Annotated in this window: 20 protein-coding genes; 11 read left to right on the plus strand and 9 right to left on the minus strand. The window is 60.3% G+C overall.

Translation table 11 applies throughout. The annotated features are described in order from the left end of the window. Nucleotides 1-89: 89 nt before the first annotated feature. Together acpA and ACWJKU_RS00580 are read left to right on the plus strand one after the other, a co-directional pair. Nucleotides 90-1490, plus strand: coding sequence for an acid phosphatase (gene acpA / locus ACWJKU_RS00575; protein WP_454145025.1), 1401 nt, complete (start codon nt 90-92; stop codon nt 1488-1490). A 99-nt stretch (nt 1491-1589) separates the two neighbouring features. Further along, nucleotides 1590-2255 carry a DUF2959 domain-containing protein gene (locus tag ACWJKU_RS00580; protein ID WP_454145027.1) on the plus strand — a complete coding sequence of 222 codons (666 nt, stop codon included), beginning with the start codon at nt 1590-1592 and terminating at the stop codon, nt 2253-2255. Nucleotides 2256-2268: 13 nt separating this feature from the next. Here ACWJKU_RS00580 and ACWJKU_RS00585 read toward each other — a convergent pair whose 3' ends face one another. Next, nucleotides 2269-3150 (minus strand): bestrophin family protein, encoded by an 882-nt coding sequence (locus ACWJKU_RS00585; RefSeq protein ID WP_454145029.1) that lies wholly within the window; start codon nt 3148-3150, stop codon nt 2269-2271. Nucleotides 3151-3193: 43 nt separating this feature from the next. Here ACWJKU_RS00585 and ACWJKU_RS00590 point away from each other — a divergent pair, with 43 nt between their 5' ends. Continuing rightward, the gene (locus ACWJKU_RS00590) at nt 3194-3379 is read left to right on the plus strand and encodes a YbdD/YjiX family protein (RefSeq protein ID WP_454145031.1); all 186 of its coding nucleotides are present in this window, start codon (nt 3194-3196) and stop codon (nt 3377-3379) included. A 44-nt stretch (nt 3380-3423) separates the two neighbouring features. On the opposite strand, the gene ACWJKU_RS00595 is transcribed toward ACWJKU_RS00590, so the two are convergent. The 6 genes from ACWJKU_RS00595 to ACWJKU_RS00620 form a co-directional block, all read right to left on the minus strand. Continuing rightward, a complete protein-coding gene (locus ACWJKU_RS00595) occupies nt 3424-3684 on the minus strand; it encodes a hypothetical protein (RefSeq protein ID WP_454145033.1) in 261 nt (86 codons plus the stop codon). A gap of 379 nt (nt 3685-4063) precedes the next feature. Beyond that, complete coding sequence (locus tag ACWJKU_RS00600; RefSeq protein ID WP_454145035.1) at nt 4064-5257, minus strand: methyl-accepting chemotaxis protein; 1194 nt, start codon at nt 5255-5257, stop codon at nt 4064-4066. A gap of 91 nt (nt 5258-5348) precedes the next feature. Beyond that, on the minus strand, nt 5349-6359 hold the full coding sequence (locus ACWJKU_RS00605; RefSeq protein WP_454145037.1) for a quinone-dependent dihydroorotate dehydrogenase: 1011 nt from the start codon (nt 6357-6359) through the stop codon (nt 5349-5351). Between the two features lie 13 nt (nt 6360-6372). Continuing rightward, on the minus strand, nt 6373-7080 hold the full coding sequence (locus tag ACWJKU_RS00610) for a (5-formylfuran-3-yl)methyl phosphate synthase (RefSeq protein ID WP_454145039.1): 708 nt from the start codon (nt 7078-7080) through the stop codon (nt 6373-6375). Further along, nucleotides 7077-7655, minus strand: coding sequence for a DUF447 domain-containing protein (locus ACWJKU_RS00615; protein ID WP_454145041.1), 579 nt, complete (start codon nt 7653-7655; stop codon nt 7077-7079). Before ACWJKU_RS00615 ends, ACWJKU_RS00610 begins: the two co-directional genes overlap by 4 nt. After that, on the minus strand, nt 7652-9175 hold the full coding sequence (locus tag ACWJKU_RS00620) for a DUF6513 domain-containing protein (RefSeq protein WP_454145043.1): 1524 nt from the start codon (nt 9173-9175) through the stop codon (nt 7652-7654). Before ACWJKU_RS00620 ends, ACWJKU_RS00615 begins: the two co-directional genes overlap by 4 nt. Nucleotides 9176-9425: 250 nt before the next feature. Here ACWJKU_RS00620 and ACWJKU_RS00625 point away from each other — a divergent pair, with 250 nt between their 5' ends. The 3 genes from ACWJKU_RS00625 to ACWJKU_RS00635 all read left to right on the plus strand — a co-directional run bounded on the left by ACWJKU_RS00625 (nt 9426) and on the right by ACWJKU_RS00635 (nt 11353). Beyond that, on the plus strand, nt 9426-10259 hold the full coding sequence (locus tag ACWJKU_RS00625; RefSeq protein ID WP_454145045.1) for an EcsC family protein: 834 nt from the start codon (nt 9426-9428) through the stop codon (nt 10257-10259). A 317-nt stretch (nt 10260-10576) separates the two neighbouring features. Continuing rightward, complete coding sequence (locus ACWJKU_RS00630) at nt 10577-10873, plus strand: DUF5132 domain-containing protein (protein ID WP_454145047.1); 297 nt, start codon at nt 10577-10579, stop codon at nt 10871-10873. A gap of 3 nt (nt 10874-10876) precedes the next feature. Next, on the plus strand, nt 10877-11353 hold the full coding sequence (locus ACWJKU_RS00635) for an HMA2 domain-containing protein (protein WP_454145049.1): 477 nt from the start codon (nt 10877-10879) through the stop codon (nt 11351-11353). Between the two features lie 65 nt (nt 11354-11418). On the opposite strand, the gene ACWJKU_RS00640 is transcribed toward ACWJKU_RS00635, so the two are convergent. Further along, nucleotides 11419-12009 (minus strand): HNH endonuclease, encoded by a 591-nt coding sequence (locus tag ACWJKU_RS00640; protein WP_454145051.1) that lies wholly within the window; start codon nt 12007-12009, stop codon nt 11419-11421. A 367-nt stretch (nt 12010-12376) separates the two neighbouring features. On the opposite strand from ACWJKU_RS00640, the gene ACWJKU_RS00645 reads away from it, so the two are divergent. Next, the gene (locus ACWJKU_RS00645; protein ID WP_454145053.1) at nt 12377-14584 is read left to right on the plus strand and encodes a primosomal protein N'; all 2208 of its coding nucleotides are present in this window, start codon (nt 12377-12379) and stop codon (nt 14582-14584) included. A gap of 119 nt (nt 14585-14703) precedes the next feature. Next, complete coding sequence (locus tag ACWJKU_RS00650; RefSeq protein ID WP_454145055.1) at nt 14704-15456, plus strand: rhomboid family intramembrane serine protease; 753 nt, start codon at nt 14704-14706, stop codon at nt 15454-15456. Here ACWJKU_RS00650 and ACWJKU_RS00655 read toward each other — a convergent pair. Beyond that, complete coding sequence (locus ACWJKU_RS00655) at nt 15450-16973, minus strand: lipopolysaccharide biosynthesis protein (RefSeq protein ID WP_454145057.1); 1524 nt, start codon at nt 16971-16973, stop codon at nt 15450-15452. The genes ACWJKU_RS00650 and ACWJKU_RS00655 overlap by 7 nt on opposite strands. Before the next feature lie 229 nt (nt 16974-17202). On the opposite strand from ACWJKU_RS00655, the gene ACWJKU_RS00660 reads away from it, so the two are divergent. The 3 genes from ACWJKU_RS00660 to amoC all read left to right on the plus strand — a co-directional run bounded on the left by ACWJKU_RS00660 (nt 17203) and on the right by amoC (nt 21981). Next, nucleotides 17203-19584 (plus strand): phosphoketolase family protein, encoded by a 2382-nt coding sequence (locus ACWJKU_RS00660; RefSeq protein WP_454145059.1) that lies wholly within the window; start codon nt 17203-17205, stop codon nt 19582-19584. 33 nt (nt 19585-19617) lie between these two features. Next, nucleotides 19618-20808, plus strand: a complete 1191-nt coding sequence (locus tag ACWJKU_RS00665) for an acetate/propionate family kinase (RefSeq protein ID WP_454145061.1) — start codon at nt 19618-19620, stop codon at nt 20806-20808. 384 nt (nt 20809-21192) lie between these two features. Next, on the plus strand, nt 21193-21981 hold the full coding sequence (amoC, locus tag ACWJKU_RS00670; RefSeq protein WP_454145063.1) for a bacterial ammonia monooxygenase, subunit AmoC: 789 nt from the start codon (nt 21193-21195) through the stop codon (nt 21979-21981). Nucleotides 21982-22178: the final 197 nt, after the last annotated feature.

The raw sequence follows: 22178 nt of genomic DNA on the forward strand, positions 1-22178 counted from the left end.
GGTAAAATAACCGGTTACGAATCTCATGGCATTGCTCCTCCGGCCAAGCTCGCGCGGCGCCGCAACTTCAAATCTTTCGAACGCCCGGCATGAAAAAACCATCCTGTTTGACGGCTCTCCTGATTTTTCCGACCCTGTTGACGCCTTTGCCGGCTTTGGCCGATGCCGTGCGCAGCACAAGCTTAGAGCAGATTCGCCACATCGTGGTGATTTATCTGGAGAACCACAGCTTCGACAATCTCTATGGACTATTCCCGGGCGCGGACGGACTGGCGAATGCGCCGGACGAAACGGCGCGGCAGACCGATCGCGAAGGTCAAGTCTACGCCGCCTTGCCCAGAGTGATGAATACGGAGCAAAAGCCGCCCGTTCCCGACGAACGCTTTCCTTCGGATTTGCCGAACCGTCCGTTCGAGATCGGCCAATACGTTCCGATCGACCAAAAAATCGGCGATCCGGTGCACAGGTTTTACCAGCACCAGGCCCAAATCAACGGCGGGCGTATGGACCGTTTCGCGGCCCTGTCGGACGCCGGCGGCTTGACCTTGGGCTATTACGACGGCCGCAAGCTTCCGTTGTGGGAATACGCGGAGACATACACCCTGGCGGATCGTTTCTTCCAGGCGGCTTTCGGCGGATCGCTGCTGAATCATTTCTGGCTGATTTGCGCCTGCACGCCTCATCACGACGATCCGCCCGCGGAACTGACCGCCGTTTTGAACGAAAAAGGCGAGTTGGTCAAGGACGGGGTTTTCACGCCCGACGGCTACGCGGTCAACACCATTCAGACGATACAGACGCCGCACAGCCCGAAGATCACCGATCCGCGCCGGCTTTTGCCCCCGCAAACCGCGCCCACGATCGGCGACCGCCTGTCCGAGAAAAATATTTCATGGGCCTGGTATTCCGGCGGCTGGAACGACGCGATCGCCGGGCATGCCGACGAAAGCTTCCAATACCATCATCAGCCGTTCGCGTATTTCGAGCGCTACGCCCGGGGGACCCGCGAAAGGGCCAGGCATCTCAAGGACGAGGCGGATTTTCTGAAGGCCATCGAGACGGGAACGCTGCCGGCCGTATCGTTCTACAAGCCCATCGGAGCCCATAGCGAGCATCCCGGCTATGCCGATCTTCTGGCGGGGGAAACGCAGGCGGTAGAGGTGATTCGCAAGATCGAACGGAGCCCGCTGTGGCGGAGTAGCGTGATCATCGTCACTTACGACGAATACGGCGGATTCTGGGATCACGTCCCGCCGCCTCCGGGCGACCGCTGGGGACCGGGCAATCGCGTGCCGACGATCGTGGTTTCGCCGTTCGCCAAGCGCGGGCATGTCGATCACACCCCTTATGACGGCACCTCCATCCTGAAATTCATCGAAACCCGGTTCGGTCTGAAGCCGCTGGGCGAAAGGGACGCCAAGGCCAACGACTTGCTGAACGCGCTGGATGTGCGCTACCCGGCCCGATTCCGTCAGGGACGTGCCGATTGATTCCTCCATTTCGGAGCGCCCCCGAGAGGCCGTTCGGCTGATTTTAGCGAGCCGAACGTAGTACGATCTTGAGAACGTTCGTTTTAGGGAGTGCTTTACATGGGCAATCATGCACAGGGCGCGGCGGTACGGAGCTTTTTTCCGCTCCTGCTCGCCATCCTGGTCGGGTGTTCCTCCGCCTATTACCGGGCGGTGGAATCGCTGGGTTTTCACAAGCGCGACATCCTCGTGCACCGCGTCGAAAAGGCGCGCGACAGCCAGGAAGAAGCGAAAACCCAATTCAAAAATGCGCTGGAGCGATTTACCGCGCTGACCGGCTTCAAGGGTGGCAGCCTGGAAGAGAAATATCAGGAGCTCAACGCGGAATTCGAGCGCAGCCAGGCCAAGGCGAACGAGGTCCGGAAGCGGATCGACGACATCGAGGATGTTTCGGAAGCCCTGTTCGACGAGTGGGAGAATGAGCTATCCCAATACCAAAATCCGTCGCTCAAGCGCAGCAGTCAACAAAAGCTCAAGGCGACGCGCCAGCGTTACGATCAGCTCATTGCGGCCATGAAGCGCGCCGAATCGAAAATGGAGCCGGTATTGCTGACGTTCCGCGATCAGGTCCTGTTCCTGAAGCACAACCTCAATGCCCAGGCCATCGCCTCGCTTCGGGGCGAACTCGACAGCCTCCAGACCGATATTTCGGCGCTGATCAAATCCATGGAAGCCTCGATTCGGGAGGCGGACGCATTCATCAAGACCGTCAATGCGCCGGGGTGACCGACGCGCGGAATCAGGAAGCGGCGTATCGCGGCACATCGGAGCCGGCGACTGCCCGTTTTCCCAGCAGGATTTCGCTCACGTTCGCGCCGATCGTTCTGGCCAACTCATCGGTGGGAAGATCGTTGGCATCGTCGCCGAAGGGGTTTTCGATTTCTTCCGCGATCAGTTCCAGGCTGGCTAGGACGTAGAATACGAAAGTGCTGAACAGAATCGTCCAATAACCGAACTCGTGCACGAAGCAGAACGGCATGGTGACGATGTAGACGAAAACGAATTTCTTGATGAACAGACTGTAGGAGTAGGGAATCGGCGTTTTTTTGATGCGTTCGCAGGCGCCGCAAACCTCGGTCAACAGCGTAAGCTCGTGATTGATGTTCAGATAATGCACTCCGACCAGTTCTCCGCTGCGGTACAGACGGTCGATTTCCTTGAACAAGGCGTTGGCGACGAGGTTCGGTCCGTGGCCGCCGACGGGTTTGACTCGCGGAGGTTTGGCGTCGCGCAGATGATCGTCGAGCAATGCGGCGTAAGCGTCGAGATGCTTGGCGATGACGGCTCTGGAGCCGTGATCTTCCCGAAGGAAGGCGTTGAGCTTCATCGCCAGATTGCGGGAGGCGTTGATCAATATGCCCCACTGCCGCCGGCCTTCCCACCAGCGCTCGTATGCGGTATTGGTTCGAAAAACCAGCAGCAAGGAGATCACGAACCCCAGCAGCGAGTGCACCAGGCTCGTGCCCTCGAGTCCGTTGGGCAGCAGGTCGCGGTCGATAAAGACGATGGAGGCGGAGAACAAGGCGACCGTCATCATGGCCGGCAGCAATCTTCTGAAGGTATCGCTCTTATGGAATTTGAAAATCAGGCCCCACCACGATTTGGGGTTGTAATTGATCACGCTGGACTCCTAGCGGCTTTCTATCCGGAATGCAGATCGTAGAATGGTGAAAACGGCCAAGACGTTATGGCGTCTACTGCGGGGAATGACCGGCGACGATGCTTACGAAAGGTATCTGGCGCATTGGCGAACCCATCATGCCCATGAAGGTGGAGCGCCTTTGAGTCGTAAAGATTTTTTCGATGCCGAACTGCGGCGGCGATGGGACGGCGTCAAGCGTTGTTGCTGACGAAGGCATCCCGCCGATGGAGCGGCAGGATGCCGAACGGGGCGCTATAGCCGGCTCTTGATCCGTTCGTAGGCGCTTTTGATTTCCTCGCCGAGCATTTTGGCGCTGGTCCAGACATCTTCCGAGGCGTCCTTGGCTTCGTCGGCGATTCCGGCGAGCTTGACTCTGAACTCTTCGAGTTTTTCTTCCGTCTTGTTCCACTCTTCCTCGGCTTCGAGCTTCGCCAGATTGAGCTGAACTCGCAGCTCGTCCCGCTGCTGAAGCAAACCGTCCCGAAATTTTTCCAATTCCTCTCGAATGTTCATGGTAGTTTCCTCAGTGTTGGTTTGGAGGAGGCCTCGCGTATGCCGAGGCCTCCTCCGGCTTGTCTGCCTTGGATCGAAGGCATGCGGTCTTGCGAAGACATGTTACACCGATCTGAGCGCGATCATGGTAACAATCCCGAGCCGGCCTCTTCCAGCCTATTTTCAGGTGGAAACGGGAGAGGAGAGATCGATGCGGACATGCGGTTCGGGATCTGAGCCGGCCGGCCCGGAAGCGCCGCACGAGAGGATTTCCGCCGTCCCTGGCGCGCCGGTCGAAGCATTTGTGGATCAGGCCCGTCGATACCCTCCCGGCATCTCGGGCCGACGCGGTCGGGGCATCCCCGCCCCGAATCAGCCCGGCCTCTATTTAGAGGCCGGGTCAATGGCGGATTTTGAACCGGGTGACTTGTTCCTGAAGGTGCGAAGCCAGCCGGGCCAGTTCCTCGCTGGCGGCTGCCGTCTGCTCGGAACCTTGCGCCGTCTCATGGGAGATTCCGCTGATGTTGACGACGTTGCGGTTGATTTCTTCGGCGGTGATGCTTTGTTCCTCGGCGGCCGCGGCGATCTGGGTGTTCATGTCCTTGATGGTGTCGATGAAGCGGTTGATGATTTCCAGCGATTCGCCGGCGTTGATCGCCTGATCGACGCTGGTCTTGGCCGCGCTCTTGCCTTGCTGCATCGCGGAGACGGCCTGGTTCGCTCCGGTCTGGAGGCGTTCGATCATGCCCTGGATTTCCTGGGTCGACTGTTGCGTACGGCTTGCCAGGGTGCGGACTTCGTCCGCCACCACCGCGAAGCCGCGGCCTTGTTCGCCGGCGCGGGCCGCCTCGATGGCGGCATTGAGCGCCAGCAGATTGGTTTGCTCGGCGATGCCCCGGATCACGTCCAGAACGGCGCCTATGGCCACGCTGTCCTCTTTCAGCTTGTTGATGGCTTCGGAGGTTTTTTCCACTTCGGCCGCGAGGCCGTTGATGCTTTGGATGGTGTGTTTGACCACCGAGGTGCCGTTCTTGGCCTGTTCGTCGGCGTCCTGAGCGGCTTCGGCCGCATGGGAGGCGTTCCGCGCGACTTCATGGACGGTCGCCGACATTTCCGTCATGGCCGAAGCGACTTGCTCGGTTTGCTGGTTTTGATTGAAGACGCGCTGCCGGCTTTGTTCGGTGATCGTCGACAATTCTTCCGCCGCCGCCGCCACCTGCTCGGCATCCCTGACGATGTCCCGCACCATGCTGGTCAGGTTTTTGACCACCGTGTTGCACTTCCAGGCCATCCACGAAAATTCGTCCTTGCCCTCCAGGGAAATGTTCTGGGTGAGGTCTCCGGCGGCCATCGCGGTCAGCGCCTCCACCAGCTTTTCGGCGCGTTTTGCGGAATGCCGGCCCAGATAGGTGGCGAGCGCCAGCATTATGAGCGATGCCGCGACCGCGGTGACGATGACGCCGCCGATGTCGCTATTTTCGCTCGCGGTCTCGATGCTCATGAAAGTCACCGAAGCGACGCTAACGATGCCCACGCCCATGGCGAGATACATCTGGCGGGACAGATTGAGGTTTTCCACGAATGATTTCAGCATGGCTCGATCTCTGGGTTTCTGTTTTGCGATCTGAGTCACAAGTTTAGTCAGAAATTTTCGAGCCGTTGGGCAGATACGCCGGGCGGCGTTCTTACGGGGATTCGACGATCTCCCTGACCAAGCCCGGGCCCCGATAGATGAAGCCGGTGTAGACCTGAACCAAATCTGCGCCGGCTTGGAATTTCCGGCGGGCGTCTTCGGCGCTGGCGATGCCGCCGCAGCCGATGACGGGCACCGCGCCCCGCAAGGCCCGTGCGAGCCGGGAAACGACATCGGTCGATTTGTGGAACAGCGGGCGGCCGCTGAGTCCGCCCGCTTCTTCGCCGTGAGCGAGTCCTTCCACGCCTTCGCGGGAGGCGGTGGTATTGGTGGCGATCACGGCATCGATGCCGTATTTGACCAGGGCGTCCGCGACCTGCCCGATCTGCTCCGGTTCGAGATCGGGCGCGATCTTGACAGCCAATGGAACGCGCCGGCCGTGAATCTGCGCCAGGTTTTCCCGTTTCCGCCGCAGGCCGGACAGGAGATGTTCCAGGTTTTCGCCGGCCTGAAGGTCTCTAAGGCCCGGTGTATTGGGGGAGGAAATGTTCACCGTGACATAGCTGGCGTGCGGATACACCTTGCGCAGGCCGATCCGATAGTCGTCCAGCGCGAGGTCCAGCGGCGTGTCGCGGTTCTTGCCGATGTTGATGCCTAGAATGCCTTGGTAGCGCGCCTTTTGAACCTGGTCGATCAGGTAATCCACACCTTTGTTATTGAAGCCCATGCGGTTGATGATCGCTTCGGCCTCGGGCAGGCGGAACAATCGCGGTTTCGGATTGCCGGGCTGGGGGCGGGGCGTTACCGTGCCGATTTCGATGAAGCCGAAGCCGAGCGCGGCCAGGCCGTCGATATATTCGCCGTTCTTGTCGAGTCCGGCCGCCAGGCCCACCGGATTCGGAAAGTCGAGGCCCATCACCGTCCGCGGATGGGCGGCAGCCGGGCGATGGAGAGGATTGATCGATCCCAGCCGGCTCAAGCCTTGAAGCGCGGCCAGACTCAGGTGGTGCGCGGTTTCGGGGTCGAGCCGAAACAGCAAGGGGCGGAGCAAGTCGTAGAGCATGGGAGTTCCGGAATCAGGAGACGGTTGGCGACGATGCTTTTCCGGGTTCGCCGTGGACCAGGGTCGAAATGGCGAGCACGGCCTCCGGGTCCAAGGCATCGGTGCGATTCCCGCCGCACAGGGCGCCTCGGAAACCCAGGTAATCGGGTTTCAATGCCAGCAGCGGCGCGATGTCCGGCGCGCGCAGCGATCCCGCCAAGCCGCACAATAAGCCGCGGGCTCGGGTTTCCGAAACGAAGGCCCGGAGAAAATCGTCCGGGCAGACTTGCCGCAGCGAGCCTTTCTTTTTGTCCCGCGTGTCCAGCATGGCTCCGGCGAAACCGGCCGCCGCGAATTCTCCGATCCAATCGAGTTCCGGCGTATCGTCGCCGAACAGGACGGCGACCAGGCGGGTGCCCCGGCGGGCGATGGCGGATAAGCCGCGAATGGCGCCGGCCCAGTCCCCGCCCGGAAAAAAACCGATTTTGACGTAATCGACGCCGGTCGCCGCCATTGCTTCCGCGACGGGCAGCACGATGCCGGCTTCCATCGCCAGATCGCCCACGGTGGCGCTGACCGGCCGGGCTCCGCCGAGTCGTCCGACGATGCGGCCGACGTCGGCGACGGGCAGAGCGCCCAGGGCGCCCTCGACGGGATTTTTCAGATCGATGATATCGACGCCGATTTCCAGAACCTGCCGGGCTTCGGCGAGATCGGCGACGCTCGCGAGCATGCCGGTCATGTCCGGGCCGCCTTGTCCGGGTTGGCGCGTTTGAATGCGTCGATCGCGTCCATCAGCCAGCCCCAGGCTTCGAGTTCGGCAGGTCCCGCCGTCTTGTCCAGGCCGATGCGGAGATAGGCGAGTTCGGATTCGATCTTGTCCCGCGGCAGCCTATCCAGGCGGCTGACCAGAATCGCCGCTTCCAGTACCGAATATTGCGCCCGGTTGAAGCCTCGGAACGGGGCGTGATTCGCCTCGTGCACCACGCGGCAGTAAAGCTTTGGGCGGAGTTCGTCCTCCTCCCAGCGCAGCAGTTCCAGTTCGGCGTGGGCGAGGGTTTCGGCCAGCCGTTGGCCGGGGATTCGTTCCGCCGGAAGCAGGGGCCAGTCGCGCCGGCCGGTCAGGCAGCCGGCGAAGACGCGCACATCGTCGGTGTAATTGATGACGGCCGTGCGCGTGGCGAGAACGTTGTCCAGGGTGGTGGACGGCCGGAACGGCATGATGAGCAGTTCGCCGTCCAGAACGTGCACGCCCATGGGCGCGATGTGCGCGACGCCCTGCGGCGAACAGCTCGTGATGATGGTTTCGCGAATCATTCTTCGTCTTTTGTATCAGAGGCGTCGCCAAGCGACACGTTTTTTCCCTCTCCCTCCGGGAGAGGGTGAGGGTAATCGTTTTTTGAACAAAGGCTCTCTACCGCTGCGGAGCGCGAATCGTCATGAACGCCCGGCGCTTTCTGCAAAGTCGACCCTGCCGGTTTATAGGCGTGCGGATCGATGGCCGATGCGGGCGCTTCCACGTGGCAGCCCCACTGCAAGGGCTCGTCCTGCGAGTAACGCTTGCCGAGCTGCCAGGCGATTTGCGCCCGAGCCAGTTCGACTCCTAAATAAAAGGCATGGCCGCCGTCGGTTTCCACGCCCAGCTTCGGATAGAGTTCGAAGGGATCGGCGGCGGTGTGAAAACCGTCGCGATTGAAGATGTGCATGCCCTCCGGGCTGATCAGGATGCGATAGCTCGGGTCCTTGATTTGCCGGTAGATTTCCTCGATTTCCTCACGGCCGAGCGGAAACGGCGCGCGTTCGTGCAGGGCCATCAGCCGGTCGTCGATATGCTTGGGCAGGGTGTTCAGTTCACGCGCGGCGAACAGGATGCGGCGCGCCAGATCGGCCTCGCGCACAGCCTTGCGCGCGTGCTTGCTGACCTGGGTGGCGAGGATGTGTTTGATGTGCAGTTCCGAGCAGATGCCCAGCAGGGTCGCATTGATGCCGGCGGTGTCGGCATGGGTGAGCTCGGTCAGATTGCCGACGCCCATCATGATCTCGACCTCCGGATGGCGTTTCCGGACCTCGTGGTAGCGGACCAGCGACTCGGTGAATCCGAAATGGATCGGGTCCAGGATCGGATCGACGATGAAGGCCCGGCTCTTGGCCCGCATGACTTCGATGGCCCGGTCCAGCGAATCCAGATCGCCGTGTTTGGCAGGGATAAGAATCGGAATCGACGCCACCTGGTCGGCGATCCACAGCGACTCTTCGTGCAGGCTCAGCAAATAATCGGCGCCGGCCTTGCCGCCCCGCAGCAGATCGTCGTTTTCCAGCGAATCGACGCTGACCTGAAAGCCTTCGGCCTTGAGCGCGCCGACCGCGGCCTCCAGATGCGGAAACGGCGTCTCCGGCAAGCAGCCGACGTCGATCACGTCGGCTCCGTCTTTCCGGTAGTCCCGCGCCTGGCGCAGGATGCCGTCGATGTCCAGCCGGGGCGCGTCGACGATTTCCGCGAAGATGCGGAGTTCGTAACGGCCGATGTCCGGTTTTTTCTTTTTCTTGCCGAAAAATTCCGGCAGATCATGCAGCTCTTCCGGACCCCGCTCGATGGGCAGGCCCATGTCCTTCGACAAGGCTTCCAGATCGCCCCGGCAGCGCCCCGGCACTAGCACCCGGTCGGCCCCGAAGGTATCCTTGAGCCGCCGCCGGATCATGTCCGCCGTCATCAGCGCCGCCACCGTCAGCCCCAGTTGATGCACGGTGTAGCCGAACTCCGGTTCCATTTCCTCCAGAGTGCGGCGCAGCTGCTTTTCCGCCAGCTTGCCGGTAAGAAACAGGATGTGCTCGGGCATTTGACGGTGGGATGTATGGTGGAATGGCGCGCTACGGGATTGGACCGCGCGATTATAACAAAGATCGGAAGGCCGCTTCCCGAGCGTTGGAGCCTAGCGGATCGCCCAGGCTCGTGGCGCGGTCGCCGGATCTCCGGAGCCGGCCCAAGGGCTTGCCGTGCGGGCGGCCATCGTCATAAAACCGTAATGTTGCGCGGTTATTTTCGCGCTTTTTTTAACGAACGGCTCGCACCGAGCGAGCGATCTGATTATGAGCAGCATGCCGATGGCCTTGTCGCGCGAGGATTATTTGAGTCTGAAGCGGGCGCATCAGCGCCTCGAACATCCCGGTTTCGCAATCAGGCTTGCCGACAGCATCGGCGCGCCTGTCGAGAAAGGGCTCATGCTTCTGCCCGAACGATGGCGCCGGCGTTTGCAGGGGAGTGCGGAAGCGGCGATTTGGAAGGCTTTGGATGTGGCGGTCACAAGCCTGGAGAACAAACCGGGAATCGCATCTCGCGACAGGTATCACACCTTGCTCGGCATGGCGAGCGGAGCGGTCGGCGGATTTTTCGGAGGCCCGGCCCTGTTGGTGGAGTTGCCTTTTTCGACCGCCATCATGCTGCGCTCGATCGCCAGCATCGCCCGTAGCGAAGGTGAAAATCTGGGCGATATTTCAACTCGTCTGGCCTGCCTGGAAGTGTTCGCGCTGGGAGGACGCTCGAAGGAAGACGATGCGGCGGACACCGGCTATTACGGATTGCGTCTCGCTTTGGAGCGATCCGTCGCCGCGTCTGCTCGCCATATCGCGAGGAAGGGCCTCGCCGACCGAGCCGGGGCGCCGGCGCTGGTGGATCTCGTGACGATGATTTCGAGCCGTTTCGGCATGACGGTCTCGGAAAAGACCGCGGCGGAAATCGTTCCGATCGCCGGGGCGGTGGGCGGGGCTTTGATCAACGGCGTGTTCGTGCGGCACTTCCAGGACGCGGCGCGCGGCCATTTCTCGATCCGCCGTCTCGAGCGCAAGTATGGCCGAAGCCTCGTCCAGGCCGAATACGGCAAGTTGCACCGGCCTGAATATAAGCTGCTGTGCGCGGCGATCTGATCCCTCCGCTCACGCCTTTCGTACCGGCCTCAAGGCTTGGTTTCAAGTCCGCCGGGTTTTGTGTTTCGCCGTCCTGCTGCTTTGAAATCCGCCTCTTGCCGGGGCGATTTAGAAATGTACTACGGCACCGGGCGTTGGTATCCTTTTCGGGAAGCTCCTCAGGCGCGAGGAGAGGGCATCCAGCGATGACGGTCGCATCGACCGCGATCTTTCCGCCGGCCTCGTCTGCCGGCGGATTTTGCCCGGCGGTCGACGAGGGCCGGGCACGAACTGAAACACCCATCATCAGGACGGTTTTAGAGTCCAGGGAGGCATCGATGGCAGGTCTCGGTGATTTTTTCGAAAATGGCGTGGCAAAAGGCGTTGCGATCGGGCTCGGCGTGGTGGCGGCCGGCGTCGTTCTCGCGCCCGCCTTGCGGCCGGTGGCGCGCGCAGCCGTGAAAACCGGCATTCTGCTTTTCGAAAAAGGCCGCGAGTGGGCGGCCGAGGCGGGCGAAACTTTCGAAGATTTGGTGGCCGAGGTGCGGGCGGAATTGGCCGAGCAGGCCGCCGCGGCGGAAGGGCTCGAAGAAGCGGCCGAGGAAACCGTTGCGGAAGCCGGTCAGAAAGGCTGAGCGATGGTTTCGGCCTTCGTCATTCACGAACTTCCCGGCCGATTACGATTGAGAATTCCAGAAAGACGCGGCGATGCGGTTTTTTTTGCGGAGCTCGCCGAACGTTTGACCGAGTGCCCGGGCGTTACGAGCGTCGAGTCCAATCTGCTTACCGGCAGTCTGCTGCTGTTTCATGCCTTGGAAACGGGCATGCTCGAGATCGCGCGATATGCCGAGCAGTCCGACTTATTTCGGATTGAGCCTTCATCGGCGACAGCCGCCGGTACGCTGAGCCAGCGTGCCGTCAAAGGATTCGACGGTCTCGACCGCAGTCTGGCTGCGGCAAGCGGCGGACTGGTGGATTTGCAGTCGGGCTTTTTGCTGCTGTTGCTGGGACTGGCGCTTTATCAACTGAGGCAGGGACGGATTTTGGCGCCGGCGATTTCCCTGTTTTGGGAAGCGATCAAACTGGCCGGCCCGGACAAAATCCGCGGACGCTAAGTCGTCGTGTGCGAGTATTCTGCTCTGGTTGAATCGCCGATATGGTCCCGGCGGGTTCCGGGCCGCTAACTCAAGCGCTGATGCAAAGGACTTTTGCGGGGAAAGTGCGCCTTCAGGAACTCCATCTGATCGGTCAGTACCCGGCGTCCCTGTAGGTAAACGTATTCCGCATGGGTCGGCGCGAACGGGATGGCCAGGAGTTGCATTCCGGCTTGTTCCGGAGTGCGTCCGGCTTTGTGGTTGTTGCAGCGTTTGCACGCGGTTACCACATTGTTCCAGGTATCGGCTCCGCCGCGGCTGATCGGAGTGATGTGGTCGCGGGAAAGATCGCTATGATGGAAGCGTTGGCCGCAGTAGAGGCAAAGACCGTTGTCGCGGCGGAACAGGGCGGGGTTGCTGAGGGGCGGGACGTAGTTGGGATCGATGCCGTAGCCCTTGTTGTGGTGATGGAGCGTGGCGATGATCGAACTGACTTCGATGACGCTGCGGCGGCCCGTCTTGGCGTTGATTCCGCCGCGCAGCGTATACAGGCGGGTACCGCAGCTATAGGCCACCTGGCCCAGATGATAAAGCTTTGCCGCCTCCTGATAGCCTATCCATTCCAGAGGCATGCCAGAGGCGTCGGTACGGAGTACCTGTAAATGATGAATCTCCATAGTCCCTCCATAGGTTGATTGGCGTCTTTCATTGCAAAACGATCAAGCGATTGATTCCGGATGGTGTAGTCGGGCGACTTATGCACAGTGTATTCAATTTGTTTGTCAAGGAAAAATTTGGATCGGCGCCGCCGGGTCTCGATCTTTTTCGGGGCGGCTAAGTTATTGATAAAAATCTAAAAGCAAGTTTTGGCCAAAATTTTTACAATTCGATGAAAACCTAGCTCCCATGCATTTTTCGGCAGTCTCCGGACACCTATTCCACAAAGTTATCCACAGAAATTGTGGATAAGCAAGTTTTTGTTCGCGCCGTGAAGCCCGGCGCGGTTTTCCGATTTTATCCGGGGTTTATGGCGGTCGGTTGAACATGCCGAAGATTCTGAAGATCGCCGTTTCGGTTCCCTTGCGGCGCCTGTTCGACTATCTTCCGCCCCCCACCGCCGGTCGGGAGGATTTGAAGTGCGGCGTCCGCGTTGAAGTTCCTTTCGGTCGTCACCGCAAGATCGGCATTTTGCTGGAGATTGCGGAAGAATCCGAACTGGATCCGGGGCGCCTGAAGGAGGCTCTGGCGATACTCGACAGCGCACCGTTGCTGTCTTCCGACGATCTTCGGTTGCTGCGCTGGGCGAGCCAGTATTATCACCATCCCATCGGCGAAGTGGTCGCGGCGGCTCTGACCGTGCTGTTGCGCAAGGGCAGTATGGCCGAACTCGCCGGCGAACGGCGTTTGCGCCTGACCGGGCAGGGCAGCGCCTCTGCCGGGCCGCCGTGCAAGAGAGCTCCGCGCCAGGCGGCGTTGATCGGATTGCTGCGCGAACATCCGGACGGCGTTCCTTACGCTCTTCTGAGCGGATTGGATTGGGATTGGCGAGGAGCTGCCGCGGGACTGATTCGCAAGGGTTTTGCGTACTGGCACCAGAGCCGGGATGTCCAGGCGCCTGTCGGCGATTCGTTCGAATCGCCTTCTTTCGCTCTCAACGAGGATCAGCAGCGCGCCATAGCCATAGTGCGGGAGGCCGTGGGCGGCTACGGCGCTTTCCTGCTCGAAGGCGTGACCGGCAGCGGCAAGACCGAGGTCTATCTGCAATTGACGCGGGAGGTTTTGGCGCGCGGGAAGCAGGTCATGATCCTGCTGCCGGAGATCAATCTGACGCCCCAGTTGGAAGCCCGCTTCCGCGCGCGCTTCTCCGTTCCGGTCGCGATATTCCATTCCGGCCTGACCGAGGCCGAGCGTTGCCGCGCCTGGCTGCGAATGCAGCGGGGGGAGGTGGGAATCTTGCTCGGCACTCGCTCTGCCGTGTTCACGCCGATGAAATCGCCCGGGATGATCATTCTGGATGAGGAGCACGACACCTCGTTCAAGCAGCAGGACGGATTTCGTTTCTCGGCGCGCGATGTGGCCGTCATGCGCGCCCGATTGCTCGATATTCCCGTTTTGTTGGGATCGGCCACGCCGTCTTTGGAAAGTCTCTGTAACGTATCGCAGGGGCGATACCGTCACTTGCGGCTGCTTCGTCGGGCCGGCGCGGCGGTCCAGCCCGGTTTCCGGCTGCTCGACATTCGCGGGCACCGGTTGCGGGAAGGGCTTTCGCCGGCGCTGATCGCTTATATCGCGGATACGCTGAACCGGGGTGAGCAGGCACTGTTGTTCGTCAACCGACGCGGCTTCGCGCCCACGTTGATTTGTCATGCCTGCGGATGGGTGGCCCGCTGCCGGCGCTGCGATGCGAACCTGGTCGTTCATGCCGGCGATGCGCGTCTGCGCTGTCATCATTGCGGTTTCGAGCAGCCTCTGGCCGGCGCTTGCGGCGGCTGCGGCAGCGAGGATCTGAGCCTCTTGGGGGTAGGGACCGAGCGCGTGGAAAAAGCGCTGGCCGAGTTGTTTCCCGACGCCCGGGTCGCCCGCATCGACCGCGACAGCACGCGGCGCAAGGGGCGGCTGGAATCGCTTTTGAGCGGGATTCACGAAGGTCGGGTGGATATCCTGATCGGTACGCAGATGTTGGCCAAAGGCCATCATTTTCCAAGAGTTACGCTGGTCGGAATCACGGATGTGGATTCCGGTTTGTACAGTACCGACTTTCGTTCCGAAGAGCGGACGGCGCAGTTGATTACGCAGGTGGCGGGCCGGGCCGGGCGCGAAGAGCGCATGGGAGTCGTCGTGCTACAGACTCGCCACCCCGGTCATCCGTTGCTCCAGGTGTTGATTAGGGACGGCTATTCCGGATTCGCGAAGGCTTGCCTGGATGAGCGTCGGGCGGCTCGTCTGCCGCCTTTTGCCCATCAGGCGCTGTGGCGGGCAGAGGCATCCGGCGCCGAAGCGCCGCTGCGCTTTTTGGAGCGCGTGGCCGGTCTTGCGCACGAGCGGGCGTCGCCCGATCTGCACGTGTTGGGACCGGTCCCCGCGCCGATGGCGCGGCGGGCGGGGCGGCAGCGTTGTCAGTTGCTGTTTCAGTCGTCCAAGCGCAATGCGCTGCACGGTCTCATCAACGGACTGCTGCCGGCCGTGTCGGAACTTGACGAAGCCAAGCGGGTCCGTTGGTCTATAGATGTCGATCCGGTCGATCTATATTGACATCCAGGACTCCGGCGGATGCTTCGCTTTTTTTCTCGCGGGGCTCACGTTAGCATGTGAGCAGAGGCGGCCGTTACAGGTTTTCCGGCATAAAGACTCAGCAAGCGCGCGAGGAAGCTATGTTCCCATTACGAGACGAAAATCCAATTATCCGGCGGCCGGTGGCGACGCTCGTGATAATCGGCCTGAATATCGCGAGTTGGATTTTCGTTCAGGGGATGGGTAGCGGCGAGCCGCTGGCGTGGTCGCTGTGCACCTACGGGCTGATTCCCGGGGAGTTGTTCAATCTCGTGCCGGCCGGAACCGTGATTCCCCTCGGAAACGATCTGGGCTGCGAACTGAGCGGAAGCTCGTCCATTTTGACCTTGTTCACCCATATGTTTCTTCATGGCGGCTGGTTTCACATCATCGGCAACCTCTGGTTTCTCTGGGTATTCGGAGACAACGTCGAGGATGCGATGGGGTGGGGGCGCTTCTTCATTTTTTATCTGATTTGCGGTTTGGCCGCCGCCACCGCCCAAATTTTCGCCGATCCCGCCGCGGCAGTGCCCATGGTGGGCGCTTCGGGCGCGATCGGGGGCGTCATGGGCGCCTATGCCAGGCTATATCCGAAAGCCCGGGTGATTACCCTGATTTTCCTTGGATTCTATGTGACCACCGTGGCCCTGCCCGCCATCGCGATGCTGGGATACTGGTTTTTCATCCAGATCGCCGGCGGGCTTCCCTCTCTGGATCAGGCGGGAGGCGGCGTGGCGTTTTGGGCTCATGTCGGCGGTTTTCTGGCAGGCCTGATATTGGTCGGTCCGATGCATCGCCCGGATTATCTGGCGCAGCATCTGAGGCATGCTTCGGAACCCTATGACCGCTACTGATCTTCGATCTGACCGGATGGCGCCCGGACGGGGGCGGGTGCCGACCGGCGCTTTTTGAGCAGCGGCCGCATGTCCGCCAGGGCGACGACCAGCAGGTAAAGCGCAAGGCTGGCGGAGGCAACCGCCCAGGAGGGCCAGCCGCACGACTCCGTCAGGCCCTTGTGTCCGCCGTATAGCAAAAGCCCCAGTAGGAGATAGCCCGCGATCTTTCCTATCGGGTAGCGGACCGGGTAATAGTATTGTCCCAGAGCGTACGAGATGACGGTCATCGCGGCATAACAGACCAGGGTCGCCCAGGCCGAGCCCGCATAGCCCATGATCGGAACCCACCATATATTCAGTCCGACGGTCAGGGCGGCGCCGAACAGCGATACCCACGCGCCCATCAGCGTCCGGTCGGTGAGTTTGTACCAGATCGACAGATTGACGTAGATGCCCAGGAATAGGTTGGCCAACAGCAAGATGGGCACGACGTCGAGTCCTTCCCGGTATTCCGCGCCGACGAAGTATTTGAACAGATCAATGTATAAGGTCACTACCAGAAAGATGAAGACGCAGAAGATCACGAAGTAGTTCATGACCAGCGCATAGGCGCGCTTCGCGTCCGCCCGCCCGGCGTAGGCGAAGAAGAACGGCTCGCCGGCGTAGCGGAAGGCCTGTATGAAGAGGGACATCAAGATCGATAGCTTATAGCAGGCGCCGTAGATGCCCAGCATGCGCAGATTGGTGGCGAGGTCGTAAGGCAGCAGGAACTTCAGAATGGCGCGGTCGAGCATCTCGTTGACCATTCCCGCGAAACCGATCACCACCATGGGCAGGGAGTAAGCCAGCAAGCTTTTTAAAAGCCGCGGGTCGAGCCCGGACCGCAGGCTTTTGAATTGGGGCAGGAGGAGCAAGAGCTTGAAGGCGCTGGCCGCAAGATTGGCCAGAAAGATATAGCCGACGCCGACGGCCGGATCATACAAGCGCGCTCCGAGCGAATCCGGCCACAGCTCCGCGGCTTTTTTGCAATAAACCAGGAAGAACAGGTTGAGTCCGATGGCGAGCAGGATCTCGAACAGCTTGATCCCGGCGAATCGCCAGGCCCGGTTTTCGGAGCGCAATCTGGCGAACGGCAGCGCGGCGATGGAGTCGAGCGCCAGGATTGCGGCGAACCACACCAGATACTCCGGATGGGTCGTATAGCGGAGCAGTTCGGCGAGCGGTTCGCGAAACACGACGATTCCGGTGACGAACGCCAGGTTCGCCGCGATCAGAAATCCGAGCGCGGTCGAGTAGACGGTCTCGGAATGGAGATCTTGCCGGTTGCTGAATCGGAAATAGCCCGTTTCGAGGCCGAAGATCAGAACGACCGCGAAGAAGCCGGCATAGGCGTAGAGTTCCGAAACGATGCCGTATTCCTGTGCCGGAAACGTATAGGTGTAAAGCGGAACCAGCAGGTAGTTGAGAAACCTGCCGATAATGCTGCTCAATCCGTAGATGACGGCTTGCGAGGCGAGCTTGCGGAGAGGGTTCAAAAGTCGGTGTGCCGGCGATGTTTGGAGACGGTCATTTTATGGCGAGACCGGACAGACGCCAAAACCTTCTGCTTTTTCAGGCGAATCGCTTGCGCCTGGAGTCGTCAAGTCATGGCCATCCAAGCGTGACAAACTACAATCGCATGTGAAGCGAAGTTCGTTTAAGGTCAAAACCGGATTGGCCATCTTTCTTTTATTCATCAACCAACAAACAGACCGAGGTTAGCTCATGGCGTCATTCAGCGCGGAAACCCCTCTCGGCACCGACGAACTGCGAAAACTCGATGCCTACTGGCGAGCGTGCAATTATCTCGCGGTCGGGATGATTTATTTGAGGGACAATCCCTTGTTGAGAGAACCCTTGCGGCCGGAGCATATCAAAAGGCGATTGCTGGGCCATTGGGGTTCCAGTCCGGGGCTCAGTTTCATCTATGTCCATCTCAACAGATTGATCAACAAGTACAACCTGGACGCGATTTTCGTTGTCGGTCCCGGCCACGGCGCGCCCGGCGTGCTGGCGCCGGTCTATCTTGAAGGCACGTACTCCGAAATCTATCCGAATAAAGCGGAGGACGAAGATGGCATGCGTCTATTTTTCAAGGAGTTTTCGTTCCCAGGCGGAATCGGCAGCCATTGCACTCCGGAAATGCCGGGCTCGATCCATGAAGGCGGCGAACTCGGCTACAGCATTTCCCATGCCTTCGGCGCGGCATTCGACAATCCCGACCTGCTGGTTGCGGTAGTCGTCGGCGATGGCGAGGCCGAAACCGCAGCTTTGGCGACCTCTTGGCATTCCAACAAATTCCTCAACCCGGCCCGGGACGGCGCCGTGCTGCCGGTCCTCCATCTCAACGGATACAAGATCAATAATCCGACTGTCCTGGCGCGCATACCTCATGAGGAACTGGAGCGGCTGTTCGAAGGGTATGGCTGGACGCCTTATTTCGTCGAAGGCGGCGATCCGGAGGTCATGCACCAGGCGATGGCCGCAACGATGGAACATTGCGTGCGCGAGATTCGTCGAATTCAGCAGGAGGCGCGCCGCGGCGGCCAGCCGAGCCGGCCGCGCTGGCCCATGATCGTATTGCGCAGTCCCAAGGGCTGGACCGGCCCCGAATCGGTCGATGGCCACAAGGTGGAAGGCTTTTGGCGTTCGCATCAGGTGCCGCTCGCCGGCGTAGCCCGGAATCCGCAACATCTCAAGATGCTCGAAGACTGGATGCGCAGCTATGAACCGGAGAAACTGTTCGATGCCGAGGGCCGCCTGATTCCCGAATTGAAAGCCTTGGCGCCCAAAGGGACCCGCCGCATGAGCGCCAACCCCCATGCGAACGGCGGCGTGCTCCGCAAGGCGCTCAGAATGCCCGATTTTCGCGATCATGCCGTCGAGGTGCCGAAGCCCGGTGTCATGGAGATGGAAAATACTCGTCCTCTCGGGCGGTTTTTGCGCGACGTCATGGCGCTGAATCCCGGCAATTTTCGGGTGTTCGGTCCGGACGAGACCAGCTCGAACAAACTCGACGACGTGTATGCGGCCAGCAAGAAGACGTGGCTGGCGGACTATTGGCCGGAAGACGCCGACGGCGGCGAGTTGTCGCCGGACGGTCGGGTCATGGAAATGTTGTCGGAGCACACGCTCGAAGGCTGGCTCGAAGGTTATCTGCTGACCGGGCGGCACGGATTCTTTTCGACCTACGAAGCCTTCGTTCATGTCATCGATTCCATGTTCAACCAATTCGCGAAGTGGCTGGACATCGCCAACGACATATCCTGGCGTGCTCCCGTATCGTCCCTCAATCTCCTGATCACCTCCACCGTTTGGCGGCAAGACCATAACGGCTTTACTCATCAGGATCCCGGATTTCTCGACCTCGTCGTCAACAAGAATCCGGATGTCACCCGCATTTATCTGCCGCCGGACGTGAATACGCTTTTATGCGTGGCTGACCATTGCCTGAAAAGCACCTACTACGTCAACGTGATCGTCGCGGACAAGCAGAAGCATCTGCAATTCCTGGATATGGGCGCCGCCATGAAGCATTGCGTCAAGGGTGTCGGAATTTGGGATTGGGCCAGCAATGATCAAGGGGCCGAGCCCGACGTCGTCATGGTGGGCTGCGGTGATATACCGACCCAGGAGGCTCTCGCCGCCGTTGCGCTCTTACGGGAATACTTCCCGGCGTTGAAGATCCGCTTCATCAACCTGATCGACCTGTTCAAGCTCCAGCCTCCAAGCGAGCATCCCCACGGCCTGTCCGACCATGACTTCAACAGCCTCTTTACCCTCGATAAGCCCATCATTTTCAACTTCCACGGTTATCCGTGGCTGATCCATCGCCTTGCTTACCGCAGGGCAAACCACCGGAATCTGCATGTTCGCGGCTACAAGGAAAAGGGAAGCATCAACACCCCGCTGGAATTGGCCATTGAAAATCAAATCGACCGATTCAGCCTGGCGATCGATGTGATCAACCGCGTGCCGGGGCTGCTGGTGGCGGGCGCTCATGCCAAGGAAAGATTTCGCGATATGCAGATCGAATGCAGTAATTACGCGTATGAGCACGGTGTGGATATGCCCGAATATGCCGATTGGAAATGGCCTCAAGACTAGACGGGCCGGCAGTCGCGCCCTGATCGATAGACCATGCCCAAAAAACTGCTGGTCCTCAATTCGGGCAGTTCGTCCCTCAAGTATCGGCTGTTCGATCTAGATGACGAACGCGCCCTGGTGTCGGGCGCGATCGAGCGGATCGGCGAGGTTTCCGCATCCTCGGTCGATGGTGACGGTGTGCGTCGATTCGCGAATCACCGGCAAGCCATCGCCGAAGTGATGCGCGAACTCGGAAAGTCGGGCGAGTTGCCGAACCCTCACGAGCTATTGGGTATCGGCCACCGCGTGGTGCACGGCGGAGAGACTTTCCGTTCCGCCGTTCTGGTGGACGACACAGTCATAAAAGCCGTCCAGGCGGCCAGTCCTCTGGCGCCTTTGCATAATCCGCCGAATCTGTTGGGCATACAGATTTGCCGCGAACTTTGGCCCGATGTGCCTCAGGTAGCGGTTTTCGACACGGCCTTTCACCAATCCATGCCGCCTTATGCGTATCGCTACGCGCTGCCGAAAGAGCTTTATCGAGACCATCGAATACGCCGGTACGGATTCCACGGGACATCCGTCGCGTACGTCACGAAACGTGCCGCGGCTTATCTGGGCCGGCCGCCGGAGGCGTGCAATTTCATCGTATTGCATCTGGGTAACGGCGCGAGTGCTACCGCCGTCAAGCGCGGCCTTAGCGTTGACACGTCAATGGGCATGACGCCCTTGGCCGGATTGGTCATGGGGACTCGGTGCGGCGATATCGATCCTGGCATCGTGCTGCGCCTGTTGAGCTCCGGCAATTATTCGGCATGCGATCTGGAGAAGCTGCTAAGCCGGAACAGCGGGCTGAAGGGGCTTGCCGGGGCGAATGACATGCGCGAGCTTTTGAAGCGTGTCGAGGCGGGTGACGACGAAGCCCGTCTTGCAGTCGAAATCTACTGTTACACGATCAAGAAATACATCGGGAGCTATTTGGCCGTGCTCGGCAATGTTGACGCGCTGGTGTTTACGGCGGGCATCGGCGAGCATGCCGCCCCCATTCGCCACAAGATCTGCTCGGGGCTGGAAGCATTCGGAATAGCGATCAATATACTGAAAAATGCAGCGGCATCGGGAAAAACGGCGGAGCTGCAAACCGCCGATAGTCGGGTCAAAATTCTCATGGTGCAGACGGACGAAGAGCTCGAAATCGCACGTCAGACGGCCGAAATAATCGAAGTCCGACATATCGGGCAGTAAAGGCCCGGCCCCATGCCTCCCGCTCCCGGAGGCATGGGGCCGGTACTCGCTCATCGGCGCCGGATCGCTGCTCGGTTTTCACGGCCGCTGAATCCCGTTAACCACAGTGCAAACTTCACTCTTGCCGCCTCGGACGGGAGCGGGCAGCCCCCTGCCTTGATAATCGAGCGCTCACGCGGCCTGCGGGCCTTTGTCGATGCGGCTGTCCGGATATATGCGTATAACCTTGACAAGGCATGAATGAGTGATAGACTGCAACGCACCCTGGGAGTGGGACATTTTGTCGCAGGGGCGCAGGTCCGGGCGGCAAGGATGAAAACGGCAGGGAGGCGAGGCTGCAATGCGGCGACGCATCGCGAGTGATACTAAACTTTGGAGGTAACTATGGCTGCAACAACGGTTGGTGGCGTAGAAGCGCAAGAAAAGCCGCTTTTGGACGTGAAATGGCTGACCTTCGCGTTCATGATCTACTTGGTGTTTTACGTGTGGGTTCGGTGGTACGAAGGTCTGTACGGCTGGTCGGCCGGTCTGGACTCGTTCGCACCGGAATTCGAGACGTACTGGATGAACTTCCTGTACACCGAAATCGTACTGGAAGTGGTCACCGCCTCGGTTCTGTGGGGCTACCTGTGGAAGACCCGTGACCGCAACATGGCGGCTCTGACCCCGCGCGAAGAACTGCGCCGCAACCTGACCCACCTGATCTGGCTGTTCGCCTATGCGTGGGCCATCTACTGGGGCGCGAGCTTCTTCACCGAGCAGGACGGCACCTGGCACCAGACGATCGTGCGCGACACCGACTTCACGCCGTCGCACATCATCGAGTTCTACCTGAGCTACCCGATCTACATCATCAGCGGCGGCGCGGCGTTCCTGTACGCACACACCCGCCTGCCGTACTTCCAGACGACGACGAAAGGCCTGTCGCTGGCGTACCTGATCCTGTGGACCGGTCCGTTCATGATTCTGCCGAACGTCGGCTTGAACGAGTGGGGTCACACCTTCTGGTTCATGGAAGAGCTGTTCGTAGCACCGCTGCACTACGGCTTCGTGATCTTCGGCTGGCTGGCTCTGGCCATCATGGGCGTCTTGCTGCAGGTGATGGGGAGCGTGTCGAACCTGATCGGCCAGCAGGTTTGCGAAGCGGTCGATCAAGGTCTGATCGCGAAATAAGCTTGGGCGGGGCGCTGTAAGGCCCGTCTGGCGATTGGAAGGTCGCGACCAAAGCGACGTTTGCGATTGGAAGAGGTGCGGCGGCCGGCAGCGACGGCGAGCCGGACGAAGTCAGCCGCTGCACCGGCTTGGACGTGACGATGACGGCCCGATAGGGACGTCATCCAGAACGACAATAAATGAACTTTTGGAGGTAA

The organism is Methylocaldum sp. MU1018 (genome assembly GCF_053646775.1).